Here is a 14,282-nt window from a genome sequence, read left to right on the forward strand (position 1 = left end):
TCATCGTTATGAACAACAGAATGCTTTGTCTCATGCAAATGCGTATGTTAAATAATGATGGCTGTATATTATAATTTATTTTTTTATTTTGTACTTAAAAGCCGTCAAAATTTTTTGGCGGCTTTTTTATTTTTTAAATATTAACAATAAAAAGGAGAATGCAACTATGTCAAGAGAATTGAAGTTTGAAACATTAGCAGCACATGCAGGACAGGATTTTGAAGATACATTTGGAAGCAGGGGAGTTCCAATATACAGAACTACTTCATATCTATTTAAAAATTCAAAACATGCAGCAGACTTATTTGATTTAAAAGAAATGGGATATATTTATTCTAGAATGGGAGATCCTACAACTGAAGTATTAGAAAAAAGAATAACTGCTATGGAAGGAGGAAAGGCATCAGTTGCAGTTTCTTCAGGAACTAATGCAATATTCTATACTATAATTACTATATGTGAAGCAGGTGACGAAATAGTTTCTGCATTCAATGTTTATGGAGGAACTTATTCTCAATTTGGAGCAATACTTCCTAAATTTGGAATAAATACAAAATTTGTTGATGCTAAAGATCCTAATAATTTTGCAAAAGCGATTACAGATAAAACTAAATTAATATTCATTGAAACAATTTCAAATCCTTCATTGGATTTTACTGATATTGAAGCAGTTGCTAAAATAGCACATGATGCTGGAATACCATTGGTAATAGACGGCACTTTCACAACTCCATATCTTCTTCAAACTATTAAACATGGCGCTGATATAGTTATAAATTCACTTACTAAATGGATAGGCGGACATGGAAATGCTATAGGCGGAATAATAACAGATGCTGGTAATTTTAATTGGCAAAGCGATAAATTTCCTCTATTTTCAAAACCTGATGCAAATTATCATGGTCTTCGCTGGGCTTATGATTTACCTGATGAACTTAAAAATATAGCATTTACTTTAAGAGTAAGAACTGTACCTCTTAGAAATTTAGGAGCTTGTTTATCTGCAGACAATTCTTGGATATTCATTCAAGGCACTGAATCATTGGCTGTAAGAATGGACAGACATTCATCTAATGCTTTAAAAGTTGCTGAGTTCTTAGAAAAAGATGATAGAGTTGAATGGGTAAGATATCCGGGACTTAAAAATGACCCTTCATACAATATTGCAAGCAAATATTTAAAAGATAAATTCGGCGGAATGGTTGTATTCGGCATAAAAGGCGGATATGATGCTGCTGTTAAATTTATAGATAATATAAAATTATTCTCACACTTAGTTAATGTAGGCGATGTAAAAAGTTTAGTTGCTCACCCTGCTTCTACAACACATTCTCAATTATCAGAAGAAGAATTGAAAAAGGGAGGAATAAGCAAAAACTTTATAAGACTTTCTATAGGAATAGAACATATTGATGATATACTTTACTATTTAGATGAGGCATTAACTATAGCAAATAAATAATGAATAAATAATTAAGATAAAAAAATATTTTATTTAGGGAAATTATATTATGAAGAAGATTAAAAATAATAAAAAAGAAGAAGAACAAATCGAAGAACAGGAAAAAAGCGAAACTCAATTTTACACTTATGATAAATCATTCAAATTTGAAAATGGTGCTTCAATAGAGGAATTGACCATAGCATATACAACTGCTGGTAATTTGAATGTTCATAAGGATAATGCCATTTTAATATGTCATGCTTTTACAGGTGATGCTGATGTGCTTACTTGGTGGAGTAATTTTGTAGGGAAGAATAAAGCAATAGATACTAATAAATATTTTGTAATATGTTCTAATGTTTTAGGAGGATGCTCCGGAACTACAGGACCTTCATCAAAGAAGCCTAACAGCAATTTATATTATGGTACAGATTTTCCTACTTTCACTATTAAAGATATAGTAAAAGTACAAAAAATATTAGTTGATTATTTGGGAATAAAAAAATTATATTGTGTTGTAGGAGGTTCTATGGGAGGAATGCAGGCTTTACAATGGACTGCTACTTATCCTTCTATGATGGAAAAAGCTATAATAATAGCAAGCTCTATGTGTCACTCACCTATGCAAATAGCGTTTAATGAAATAGCAAGACAAGCTATAACTGAAGATAATGAATGGTACGGCGGAAAATATTACGGCATGTCATCTCCGGACAGAGGTCTTGCTTTGGCTAGAATGCTTGGACATATTACTTATATGAGTGAAGAATATATGAGAAAAAAATTCGGAAGAAAGAGAAAAGAATCTTTAAAATATTTTACTCCTTCTTTTGAAGTAGAAAATTATCTTCATTATAACGGAGAAAAATTTACTGCCAGATTTGATGCTAATAGTTTTTTATATCTTACTAAAGCTATGGATTTTTTTGATGTTAAAGATGATATTAAAAAAATAAAAAATAAGAAAAATATTTCTCTTAATAATGTATTGGTAATATCTTTTATATCTGATTGGCTCTATCCAAGTACTCAGTCTGTTGAGATAGTAGGTGCATATCAGCATTCTAATATTAATACTGAATTTTGTGAAATAGAATCCAATTACGGACATGATGCATTTTTGATAAAGAATGCAGAACAAACTAAATATATAAAAAAATTCTTGAATAATTAATTTATCTTTTGAAAATAGGCTGTGATATTTTATTTCAGCCTATTTTTATACCTAAAACAACTATATTTTGTCAATTTCTATATTTTTGTAAATCTATTATCAACTTTTTTGTTGCGACTTCGTCAAAGTTTTTATCCTTTGGATACACTACTCGAAAAACGCAATTGCTAGAACTTTATATTTTAAGAATATGTATTAAATATAGTGTAATACCATAGTTTTATGTCAAAAATGCAGTTGTTTTGGTTCTTTTATACCAATACCGAAAGGTACCTTGCCTACGGCACGCAGAGCGTCGGTAAAAGAACTGGGGTGTTACGAAGTACGCAGAGCGGTGGGCAAAGCCCCATATATTAAAAAGAAAATATAATTTTATTTTTGACAAAATATAGTTGTTTAGGTATATACTAAAAATTTTTAAGTTTGTCAACCGATGCACTTTATATAGAATTAGCAACTTTTTTGCCGCACACGCTCTGCGGACTTCGTCAAAGTTGCAAAAAACGCATATGCTACAGCTTAATATAAAAAATATCTACTAAATATAGTGTAATACCATAATTTTAGTTTACACCTTTCCGCAGGCAGGGCAAACACCACAAACAATAAAATTGAAAAAATATAGTTGTTTGGGTATATATTAATACTTTATTCATTTTTATTTATGTTTCTTATTTCATTATATTTCTTCATTAAAGCCTAGTGACAAATCTATTTCTTTACTGTAATTGTTTTCATAATTCCATTTATATAGTTTCCAATTATTAGTGTTTAATATATTATTTTTTACATGATAATAAGTATTAAAATCATAAGTATTTGAATTTTGTTTCTCAGGCTTCCAGCTTCTGATTCTTATTATATTAGCACCATTTGTTTTATAATCATTAGTTATTATTTTATTATTGAATCTGTTTTTTATTCCTTTTATATGCTTAGTTGCTAAATATGGCATGTCTGCTACCGTCATAAAGTTAGTATTTATAATTAATCTTCCTTTTGAATTAAAATCTTTATACATCAGTAAAGCATTATATAAGGCAATGAATTTCATATTAGGCTTATCAAAATATTTAGAATTTACTCTATAACCATGATCTGAAATTATTATTATTTTAGTATTATTATAAATATTATTTTGTTTTAAAAAATCTATTATTTTAGCAACTGATTTCATAGAAGCAGCATTAGCATAAAAATGTTTAACGCTGTTAGTATCTTTATATATTTTCAAATCATTTGTATCTATATAATTTGAATTAACTGTAGGTATTAAACTAGGCAAAAAATAATGAGGTTCATGGGTTGTATTATTATGAAGTATATTATAATTATTGCCTTTTTCTTCTATATTAATCAAATCTTTTATAGAATCCAATATAGCATAATTTTCTATGCTTGTATTCATAGTATTATTTTTATTTATAAACCATCTGCTTCCGCTGTATAATGTTTGTCTGAACCATACCGGAATCATTCTAAAAAATGAAAATCTAATCAATTTATCATTATCCAAATTATCTGTATAAATATTATTTTCATTTGTATATTTGTTTATACTATAATCATAAATATAATCTTTATTATAGGCTTTTATATTGGTAAAATTATTAAATATACTTAAATCACCTTCAAAAGACATGTTGGCATAAACTGGTTCAAATATGTATGATTTATAATTGTATCTCTCTAAAGTGAAAGGAAGCATTAATAGTGCTTTATTATGAACATTTGTAAGATTATATTTTTTATTCGTACTAATTTCATAAGGCAAATAATCATAACCTCCATAAAGAGAAGCTATTGTTATTGTATTATAGTTATAAGAAACTGTATTAGGATAAAGTACAAAACCATCAAATATATCTTTATAATTATCGAATCTATTAAATGCATCTAACCAATATGTTGATACGGCTCTGTCTAGTATTATTACAAATATATTATTTCCTTTCTTTGAAATATTGAATATTTTTTCATTATCAGAAATCTTTTTAGTAATTTTATTGTCATTATAATTTAATATTCCATAAGTATAAAAAATAGAAGATAAAATTAATACTAAAGATATTATAGAATAAATGTTTATTAAAATACTGCATTTATATTTTATTATCATTATAGAAATAAATACCAATGAAACAGATATAATTAAAATATTTATTATTATATCTTTAAAAGAAGGAATAAGAGAATTAACATTATCAAATATAAAATCAGAATTAATATTTGAATAATTTCCGCTTAAAACAAATGTATCAAGTACGAATAATATTGCTAAGAAAGAAAAAATTAAAGTTAAATAGTTTTTTATTTTACTGGAAAATAATGCATATAAAAAAATTGGATAAAATAAAAATATTCCAATACTTATAGAAAAATTATTAATAATCAAAATTAAATGATTTTTAAAATCGGATATGGAACTATTAATCAATGAACTTGGTATAAATAATCCTGATAATATTGCAATAATTAAACATGATGCTATAAGAAGTTTTTTTCTATTTTTTATAAAAACTTTATTTTGAATAAGTAATTTATCTATATAATCAAAATTTAATGTCGCTAGTACTGCTATGAATAAAGTTAAAATAATATCTATTTTTTTATTTGAAAAAAACAATAATATTACAAAAATTAATACCGCTGCTGTATTGTATAATAATTTATTTTTATCGAATAATTTATATATTTTGTATTCTATAACTATATTTTTAACTAATGAAAACAAACAATTCAAATTCCAATAAAACAATAATCCGGAAGGAGAATTATAGAGTAAAACCAAAAATATTATTGATGTAATATAAAGAGGCATACTTTCTTTAAAACTTAATTTTTTACTGTAAACAAATCCTGCAAGAATACTAAAAATTGTCATAGTAAAAGGCAGTAAATTAATACCATTAATCAAATTATCAGGCTTTGAAAAGTCTTTTATAAATAAAAAAGAACCTTGAGATAAATCATTCAAACTATATATAAAATTATAAGCTGCAATAAAAAAAGGTATTTGTATAAGCAACCCTAAAACACCTCTGAAAGCATAAATCATTTTATATCCGTTAATTCTTTGGCAGGTTCTTATAAGCAAATAACGCTGATCGCCTTTATATACGGATTTTATATTATCTATCATCTGCTTCATTTTGTTTTGAATATCACGTTCTTTGCTTTGCCATATTTCTGCTATATTGTAAAGAGGCAGTGATAATAAATTTACAGATAAACTTAATAAAAATATACTCATGCTGTATGAACAATTCAATATATTATTAAATAGAAAAAATAATATTTCTATAATGAATTCTATTGGGTAAATAATAATATTATATAATATATTCAATATGAGCATATATACATTTCCAAGGTATTATATAAGTGAAAAAATAAGTTTATATATAATAACATAAAATTTATTTAATAAAAGTTTATTTTATAATATTAATTATTTTTATAAAATACTTGTTTTTTTGTTAATATTAGTTAGTATATAAAAAATAGGTTTTAAGGTTTTAAAGTATGAAATTTATATTTTCAAGATTTTTAATAGGTACAATTGTAATAGTGATAGGTGCTTATATACTGCTTCAATATGTTTTTCATATTTATATTCCGGCATTGGCATACACCCCAGTATTTACAATAGTAGTAGCTCTTTTGATAATAGCTTGGGGTTCATCTATGATTTTCGGCAGAGGCTTTTACGCTTCAAAAATAATTTTAGGATTATTTGTAATAGGTACGGGAATATATGTTCTTGTAAGATACTGTTTCAATATTAATATGCCTTTTATATTATACACTCCTATATTTAGAATGATTATAGGAATGATTATTATTTTTCTTGGCGTATATATACTTCTAGGGGCACATTATGTAGGAGATAATATACCAAAGAATAAAAAATCAAAATATAATGTATATTTCAAAACAAGAACTATAGATTTATCAGATTTAGAAATAGATAGAAATAGATGTATAGATGTAAATACTGTATTTGCTGACACAGTGATTTTAATTAGCGATAAAGTACAGGTTCATATAAAGGCTTCAAGTGCTTTCGGAAGTATTTCGCTTCCAACAGGCGACAGTATAAGTTTTGGAGAAACTAATTTTGTAATGGGTACTTATGACAATATACTTTATTTGAACACAAATGCAGCATTTGCTCAAATTAGGATTTTATATAAATAAAAATATAAAAATCATTTATATAATATCAGGAAAGACAACATGTATATAATATCAGGAAATAAAAAAGGAAGAAAAATTATAACTCCTAAAAGAGATTTTAGACCTACTCAGGGTAAAGTCAGAGAGGCTTTTTTTAATATAGTTGATATAGAAAATAAAACTTTTTTGGATCTTTGTTCTGGAAGCGGTGTTATGGGATTTGAGGCTCTAAGCAGAAATGCCAAGCATGCCGCTTTGATAGAAATAGACAGAGAAGCTGTTAAAACTATATTTATAAATGCCAAAGAAATATTTGGAAATGATGAAAATCTTTATAAGATAAAAAGAGTTTCAGCTGATGATTATGTAAAAAAAACTAATGATAAATTTGATATAATATATCTAGATCCGCCTTATCATTCAAAAATATATTTTGATGTTATAAAAAATATAATAGAGAGAAGAATATTAAATGATAATGGACTTTTTGCTGCAGAGTTCGGTGCTGATTATTATAAAAAATTCTTGGAAGATGAAGCCTTTCAAAATATAGTTAAAGATGTAATGAACTATGAAGTAAAATGCTATGGAGAAAGCATATTAGTAATTTTTAAATATATTTAGTGTATACCTAAACAATTATATTTTGTCAACTACTAGCCGTAGCGGCAACCCGCACAGTATAGCTTATTCTTACAGAATGTCCTCTATAAGTGCGGCTAATTACTTATTATTGTGTAAAAATTAATAATTTATCTTATAGCAAGACATTTTTAGTATGATTTAGTAGTAATTTTGCACTTGCACTTTCGCGGAGCGTATCCGAGCCTGTCGAGGATATAAGGTTCTTTGACGAAGTCCGCAGAGCGTATGCGGCGGGAAAAAGTTGACTAAAAAAATGATAAACTTAAAAATTTTTAGTATATACTGTGTCAATTCTATATTATTTTATTGATAATGCATAAATAAAAATTGACACAATATATATTTAATTAAAAATTCTCATTAGTTACTATGAACAATTCCCCTTGAGGTGTTACTATATAGGCTTCTTTGTATTTAAAAGCCTCATTAGTAAAAAAGTTAGTACCCATCAAAAATGCTGTTGTTGATAAAGCATCTGCTTCTTCAGCATTGGTATGAACTATAGTGGCTGATATACTGTTGTATGTAGGATATCCAATTGAAGCATCTATTATATGATGATAATTGGTTCCGTCCTGTGTAAAATATCTCTCATAATCACCGCTCGTAACTATAGTATAATTTGTAGATTCCAATAATCCCAAATAACCGTCAGCATCATTTCTCGGATTTCTTATTGCTACCACCCAAGCTTTTCCTTTATTATTAACTCCATTGGCATAAGTATCTCCGCCGTAATCTATTAAATAATTTTTTATATTGTTTTTTTCAAATATTGTTTTTAACTTCTCTATAATATAGCCTTTACCATAAGAGCCAAAATCAAAAGTTAATGGCTTTGATAACTGCAATATTTTTTTATTATCTTCATTTGTTATTATAGATGCCGCTGAATAATCTATATTATTTAAAGCATTATCTATTTCAGATTGTTTTGGTACCGTTTGATTTTCTTTAACACCAAATCCCCAAAGCTCTATTAAAGGTCTTACGCTTATATCAAATGAGGGATTTAATTTTGAATATCTCAAACCTGTAGACATTATATGTGCCATTTCATCAGATATTGGTATTTCTTTTTTTCCTGATAAACTCTCTTTATTAATCTTTGCTATTTCAGATGATTCATTATATGGATTTAGTATATAATCTATTCTGTTTATTTCATTAGTAATGCTGTCTACTAATTTTTCCATTCCTTTTGCTGAAGTTTGAGCTGTTATATTAAGTATAGTATCGCTTATAATAACTGTTGCTCTTACATATTTTTCCTTGCTTCTATAAAATGAAACTGCTAATATCAATGCCACTGCTATTATAGGTATAGCAAAATAAATCTTTTTTTTCATGATTATAATTCCTAATTTTTTTAATAAAACATTAATAAAAAATGATTGTAAAAATATATATAATATTCAATAAAAATCAATAATATTAAATAAATAGAATTAATAAATTATACAATGTTGTATATGTAGTAATAAATTAAACGTTAATTAAAGATTTTGTAAAAAAATCGTAAAATAAAAGTAAAATATATTGACATTAATTAGTTTTCTGCTATACTTATAATTGTAAAGATAATTTACAAGGTACCTGCTTATAAAATAATAATAAGGAGATTAACTATGATAAAAAGATTATTTGTTTTATTAATATCATTAACTATTTTTTCAGCATCAAGCTTATTTGCAGATTGGGTAGTTCCAGCTTCTTCACTTCCGCAGAAAGCTAGATCATTTATACAGCAAGTATATCCTGGTGTTCAAATATGGAAAGTAGAAAGAGATGACGGAAAATTTGAAGTTAGTTTATCAAATGGTTCTAAAATAGATTTTATGCCTAATGGAGAATGGGTAAACATAGACGGAGAATATAATCCTGTACCTATGAATGTATTACCTCCAGCAGTTGCAAACACAATAAAAAAGACTTATCCTCAAGCTATGGTTGTAGATGTAGAAAAAGAGTGGGGCAATTTCAAAATAAAACTTAATAATATGATGGAATTATACGTATCATCTAATGGACAGTTAATGGGACAGCAATTTGATGATTAATTGGGTTTGATAGGTTTATGAAAACATATGGTTTATGAAAATGTAGTAAGAGATGCTGTATTTATTATATAGCATCTCTTCTTTTTATTATAGTATTAATAAAATTTATTTTGTTAAATTATTTTTATTTTTTTATTTATTGCTCATCAAAGTGTTCATTATCATTTATATAAATGAAACTCTGTTTATATCTTATTCATTAATTATATTTATATCAATTCATAAAGTATTAACTAAATATAATATTTTTATATTAAAGATTGATATATACCTAAACAACTATATTTTGTCAAAATAAATTTATATTTTATTTTGTATATATAGGCTTTGCCCACAGCTCTGCGTACCTGCGAAAAGGTGTGAACTAAAATTATGGTATTACACTATATTTGATAGATATTTTTTTAATATTAAGCTGTAGCATATGCGTTTTTTGCTACTTTGACGCTGTCCGCCTGTGGCGTGTGGCGGGAAAAAGAACAACAAAAAATTGACAAACTCAAAAATTTTCAGTATATACCAAAAATTTTATAGTTTGTCAAAAAATACAATTTTAAATTTAGGTTATTTGTGGGGACTAGCCCACCGCTCTGCGTACTTCGTAACACCCCCAGTTCTTTTGCGACTGAAAGGAGTGCCTGTGGTATTGACACAAAGAACCTATATCCTCGATAAACTCGGATACGCTTCGCGAAAGACTGCATTTTTGACACAAATCTTGTTTTTACTTCACATTTCAAACAAAACTTAATAATATTTTATACTATTAATAAACAAAAATTACATTTACAAAAAAGTAAAAATTGACAAAATATAGTTGTTTAGGTATATACTAAAAATTGATTTTTATACAAAAAAGGAGATCAGATTTTTCCAATCTCCTTTGATTTTTAATCAATAAATCTTTTTATAATAAATAAAAAATTATTTTTCTAAATAAGAATAATGGAATCTGTATTTTCCAAGAGGATCTAATTTATAATCTTTAAGTTTTTTAGATACCATTAAAACATTAGATCTGTAATGTATAGGTATTATAGGCATATCATACATAAGTATAGATTCAGCATTATGAAGAACAGTCATTCTATCTTTAGGATTAACTATATGTTTAGAAGATTCAATAAGTTTATCATATTCAGGATTATTGTATCCCGGATTGCTAGGAGCATAACTTAAATATAATTCTAACATAGTCATAGGGTCATTATAATCACCAGTCCAACCGCTTAAAACCATTTGATAACTTAAATCTCTAAAGCTTTGAAGTATAACAGACCATTCTCTAGGCACAATAACGGCATCAACTCCGATATTTTTCCACATTTGCTGTATAGCTTCAACCATTACGACATTACCGTCATTTGCAACTAATACCTCTATAACAGGATAATTTTCTCCGTTAGGGTATCCTGCTTCAGCCATAAGTTTTTTAGCTTCTTCAATATTCTTTTGATAATCATCGCTTTGTACGCTTATATAATCTCCTCCATTGGCTCTGAACTCTCCTTCATAATCGCTTATTAGAGGAGGAACAAAAGCTCCGGCAGGTATTTGACCGGATCTGTTTACTGATTCTACTATGTAATTTCTGTCGATGGCAAGAGCTAATGCCCTTCTTACTCTTGAATCTTTAAATGCTTCATTAGTTAAGTTCATCTCAAAATATACAGTACCATAAGCCGGATTCATTACTATTAAATCTTCTTTTTTTAAGTTATCTATTTCTTGAGCCGGTACTAAATTAGAAAAATGTACTTGTCCGTTTCTTAAAGCAGCTAATGCAGTATTCTTATCTGATATCATAGAAACAGTTATTTGTTTAGCTACTAATTGATCTTTGTCATAATAGTTGGTATTAATTTCCATTACTATTTTATCATCTCTGATTCTCTCAACCATTTTATAAGGACCATTTCCTATATAAGTTTCTGGTTTTTCTACCCAAGTATCACCATATTTTTCTATAATATCTTTTCTTACCGGTACAAACATATCAGCAAGTTCTAAAAAATATGCAGTAGGATTTTCTAAAGTTATTTCTAATGTGTAATCATCTATTTTTTTTATTCCTAATTCTTCTACCGGCATTTCACCATGAAAAATTTTTAAAGCATTTTTTATAGGTGCCATAAGTGCAGCATAAGGAGCAGCAGTATTAGGATCAACAAATCTTCTGTAACTATATACAAAATCATCAGCAGTTACTGGCTGTCCGTCAGACCATTTTGCATTAGTTCTTAAATAAAATAAATAAGAGAGTCCATCTTCACTCATGCTATAATTTTCAGCAATTCCTCCTGTAAGTTTTCCGTCTTTATCTTTTTTCATAAGTCCTTCAAAAAAATGTCTTATATAAACAGTTCCTGCACTTGCAGTATTAAGATGAGGATCTATAGTTGCTACTTCTCCTCCAAGCGATACAACTATTTCATCTTTTGATACTTCTTTTTTTGATGAACAAGATAATATTAAAGCTGATAATAAAATGGCTGTATATATAATCCTTTTCATTATAAATAATCTCCTTTTTTGATGTGTTATATATTTTAGTATAAAATAGTAAAAATACAATATGTTAACTTTTGTGTATGTTTATAATAAAATGTTATTTTTAATGAATTATATTTATATAGCAAGTAATATATGGTTTATATTTTAATAAAGTTAAGTATTTTTTATGTTTTTGAAGTTATTGAAAATATTAAGACTTTTATAATAATAGGGCAGAGTAAAAAATTAGATATATTAATTTGATTGATAGTTTATAAATATATTCTATCAATCAAATTAAATAGCTAAAATTATTTTGCGGTAGTATTAGTAACTATATCAACAGAGCAGTAATTAAATCTATGTCTTCCAAGCGGATTTAAAACTAAGCCTTTAAGATTTGGATTAACTATTAATGAATCAGTTTTATAATATAAAGGTATTATAGGCATTTCATCTAATAATATAGATTCAGCTTTTATCATATTTTGCATTCTTAAATTATTATCATGTGATTTTTTTGCTTCTAATATTAAATTGTCATATTGAGCATTTGAAAATCCTGAGTGATTAACACCCCCGTAACTTACCATAATATCAAGCATTGTCATAGGATCATAATAATCGCCAGTCCAGCCCATTCTAGCTATTTGATATTTTTTTCTTGTTAGAGCTAATAATGTAGCAAGGAATTCTTCTTCTTCCAATTTAATATCTATATTTAATGCCTCTTTCCACATTTGCTGTATAGTTTTTCCAACTTCATAGAATATACCTGGGGATACTTTCAATGTTAATACAGGATAATTTTGTCCGTTACTGTATCCTGCTTCAGCCATTAATGCTTTAGCTTTTTCTATATTTGCTTGATAATTATTTAATTCTATAAAGTTGCTTGATTCATCTCTAAAAGAATGTTTTATTCCTTTTACAGCAGGCGGTACAAAAGCTCCGGCAGAAGTTTGAGCACCTCTTACTATATTGTTTACTATATATCTTCTATCTATAGCTAGTGATAATGCTTGTCTTACTCTTTTATCGTTTAATCCTTCATTTGTTATATTTAATTCAAGATAAATAGTACCTATAGCATCATTGGGTTTTATATAACCTTTTCTAGTAAGATATTCTAATTCATTAGCAGGAGGTTCCAATGCTGAAAAATGAACTTTATTTTGGAATATTTGATCTATTATATTTGCTACATTATTATCAGATACGAAAGTTATTCTTTTAGCTACTATTTCTTCTTTATTATAGTAATTGGGATTTTCTTCATATACTATTTTTTCTCCAGGTACTCTTTCTTTTAATACATATTGACCATTACAAATATATGTTTTAGGGCTTAAAGTCCATTCATCTCCATATTCTTTAATAATATCTTCTCTTAAAGGTACAAATATACCTGTTGAAGCTACAAAATCTAAAAAGAATAGGGAAGGATTTTCAAGTTCTACTTTTAATGTATAATCATCTATAACCTTTACGCCTAGATTTGTTATATCCATAGTGCCAAGTCTTATATTTGTTGCATTTTTAATAATTTCCATCATATAAGCAAAAGAAGCATCTGTTTGCGGATTTACAGCTCTTCTCCAGCTATATTGAAAATCATAAGCAGTTACCGGCTTTCCGTCAGACCATTTGGCATTAGTTCTTAAATGGAATGTATAAGTTAATCCATCTTCGGATATGTCCCATTTTTCAGCTATACCCGGTATAATGTCATTATTTTTATCTGTTTTAGTTAATCCTTCAAAAGCATGTAATATATATGTACTCACCACCCCTATATCATTTAGTGTTGGATCTATAGTTGTAGGGTCGCTTCCCATATTAACTACTATATCTTCAGATGGTGCTATTTCTTCTTTTTTTGATGAACAAGATATGATTATAATTAAGATTGAGATGTATAATATTATTTTTTTCATATTTTATAAATCTCCAAAATTAAAGTTTTTTAAGTAAAAAGTCCGTTTGCAGTAATTATTATATTTTATATTGATATAAAGTCAATACAAAAGTTTTAATTCATGTTTTATTATGGTTTTATTTTGCTTTTTAAATTTTAATGTACATGTTTAATATTATTTTTTTTTCACAATAAGATTAAGTAAAATATTTGAAACATGAATACTCGGTGAACCAAAAAAAATGAAATTTATGGTTATAAAAACACAAAAAAAATTATTGTAAGTAAAAATTCATTGACAATCGAATTTAAATTTACTATACTAGAGTTTATTAAAAAAAGAAAATTTTATTCAAAAATATGAAACCG

General features: G+C 26.8%; 9 protein-coding genes. 5 read left to right on the plus strand and 4 right to left on the minus strand.

The window, feature by feature from the left end; translation table 11 throughout:
* The first annotated feature begins 166 nt into the window (after nucleotides 1-166).
* Together Q0K52_RS00525 and Q0K52_RS00530 are read left to right on the plus strand one after the other, a co-directional pair.
* Nucleotides 167-1,462 (plus strand): O-acetylhomoserine aminocarboxypropyltransferase/cysteine synthase family protein, encoded by a 1,296-nt coding sequence (locus tag Q0K52_RS00525; protein ID WP_297295378.1) that lies wholly within the window; start codon nucleotides 167-169, stop codon nucleotides 1,460-1,462.
* A gap of 49 nt (nucleotides 1,463-1,511) precedes the next feature.
* Nucleotides 1,512-2,618: a homoserine O-acetyltransferase gene (locus Q0K52_RS00530; RefSeq protein ID WP_297295380.1), complete on the plus strand. Its 1,107-nt coding sequence runs from the start codon at nucleotides 1,512-1,514 to the stop codon at nucleotides 2,616-2,618.
* Nucleotides 2,619-3,297: 679 nt separating this feature from the next.
* Here the strand turns inward: Q0K52_RS00530 and Q0K52_RS00535 are convergent.
* Nucleotides 3,298-5,976, minus strand: coding sequence for a YidC/Oxa1 family membrane protein insertase (locus Q0K52_RS00535; protein WP_297295382.1), 2,679 nt, complete (start codon nucleotides 5,974-5,976; stop codon nucleotides 3,298-3,300).
* A 167-nt stretch (nucleotides 5,977-6,143) separates the two neighbouring features.
* Here Q0K52_RS00535 and Q0K52_RS00540 point away from each other — a divergent pair, with 167 nt between their 5' ends.
* Together Q0K52_RS00540 and rsmD are read left to right on the plus strand one after the other, a co-directional pair.
* On the plus strand, nucleotides 6,144-6,818 hold the full coding sequence (locus Q0K52_RS00540) for a hypothetical protein (RefSeq protein WP_297295384.1): 675 nt from the start codon (nucleotides 6,144-6,146) through the stop codon (nucleotides 6,816-6,818).
* Nucleotides 6,819-6,857: 39 nt separating this feature from the next.
* Nucleotides 6,858-7,421, plus strand: a complete 564-nt coding sequence (rsmD, locus tag Q0K52_RS00545) for a 16S rRNA (guanine(966)-N(2))-methyltransferase RsmD (RefSeq protein ID WP_297295386.1) — start codon at nucleotides 6,858-6,860, stop codon at nucleotides 7,419-7,421.
* Nucleotides 7,422-7,789: 368 nt separating this feature from the next.
* Here the strand turns inward: rsmD and Q0K52_RS00550 are convergent, their stop codons facing one another.
* Nucleotides 7,790-8,791, minus strand: a complete 1,002-nt coding sequence (locus Q0K52_RS00550; protein WP_297295388.1) for an FAD:protein FMN transferase — start codon at nucleotides 8,789-8,791, stop codon at nucleotides 7,790-7,792.
* A gap of 279 nt (nucleotides 8,792-9,070) precedes the next feature.
* Here Q0K52_RS00550 and Q0K52_RS00555 point away from each other — a divergent pair, with 279 nt between their 5' ends.
* Complete coding sequence (locus Q0K52_RS00555; protein WP_297295390.1) at nucleotides 9,071-9,502, plus strand: PepSY-like domain-containing protein; 432 nt, start codon at nucleotides 9,071-9,073, stop codon at nucleotides 9,500-9,502.
* Nucleotides 9,503-10,426: 924 nt separating this feature from the next.
* Here Q0K52_RS00555 and Q0K52_RS00560 read toward each other — a convergent pair.
* Nucleotides 10,427-12,016 carry a peptide ABC transporter substrate-binding protein gene (locus Q0K52_RS00560; RefSeq protein ID WP_297295392.1) on the minus strand — a complete coding sequence of 530 codons (1,590 nt, stop codon included), beginning with the start codon at nucleotides 12,014-12,016 and terminating at the stop codon, nucleotides 10,427-10,429.
* Between the two features lie 290 nt (nucleotides 12,017-12,306).
* The gene (locus tag Q0K52_RS00565) at nucleotides 12,307-13,932 is read right to left on the minus strand and encodes a peptide ABC transporter substrate-binding protein (protein WP_297295394.1); all 1,626 of its coding nucleotides are present in this window, start codon (nucleotides 13,930-13,932) and stop codon (nucleotides 12,307-12,309) included.
* Nucleotides 13,933-14,282: the final 350 nt, after the last annotated feature.

Origin of the sequence: uncultured Brachyspira sp. (assembly GCF_944390845.1) — a bacterium.
GTDB classification, from domain to species: Bacteria; Spirochaetota; Brachyspiria; order Brachyspirales; family Brachyspiraceae; genus Brachyspira; species Brachyspira pulli.

What these genes read in the sequence shown, in the direction of transcription:
- Q0K52_RS00525 (WP_297295378.1), top strand. Translation starts at nt 167, where the DNA reads ATGTCAAGAGAATTGAAGTTTGAAACATTAGCAGCACATGCAGGACAG.
- Q0K52_RS00530 (WP_297295380.1), top strand. Translation starts at nt 1,512, where the DNA reads ATGAAGAAGATTAAAAATAATAAAAAAGAAGAAGAACAAATCGAAGAA.
- Q0K52_RS00535 (WP_297295382.1), bottom strand. Translation starts at nt 5,976, where the DNA reads ATGCTCATATTGAATATATTATATAATATTATTATTTACCCAATAGAA.
- Q0K52_RS00540 (WP_297295384.1), top strand. Translation starts at nt 6,144, where the DNA reads ATGAAATTTATATTTTCAAGATTTTTAATAGGTACAATTGTAATAGTG.
- rsmD (WP_297295386.1), top strand. Translation starts at nt 6,858, where the DNA reads ATGTATATAATATCAGGAAATAAAAAAGGAAGAAAAATTATAACTCCT.
- Q0K52_RS00550 (WP_297295388.1), bottom strand. Translation starts at nt 8,791, where the DNA reads ATGAAAAAAAAGATTTATTTTGCTATACCTATAATAGCAGTGGCATTG.
- Q0K52_RS00555 (WP_297295390.1), top strand. Translation starts at nt 9,071, where the DNA reads ATGATAAAAAGATTATTTGTTTTATTAATATCATTAACTATTTTTTCA.
- Q0K52_RS00560 (WP_297295392.1), bottom strand. Translation starts at nt 12,016, where the DNA reads ATGAAAAGGATTATATATACAGCCATTTTATTATCAGCTTTAATATTA.
- Q0K52_RS00565 (WP_297295394.1), bottom strand. Translation starts at nt 13,932, where the DNA reads ATGAAAAAAATAATATTATACATCTCAATCTTAATTATAATCATATCT.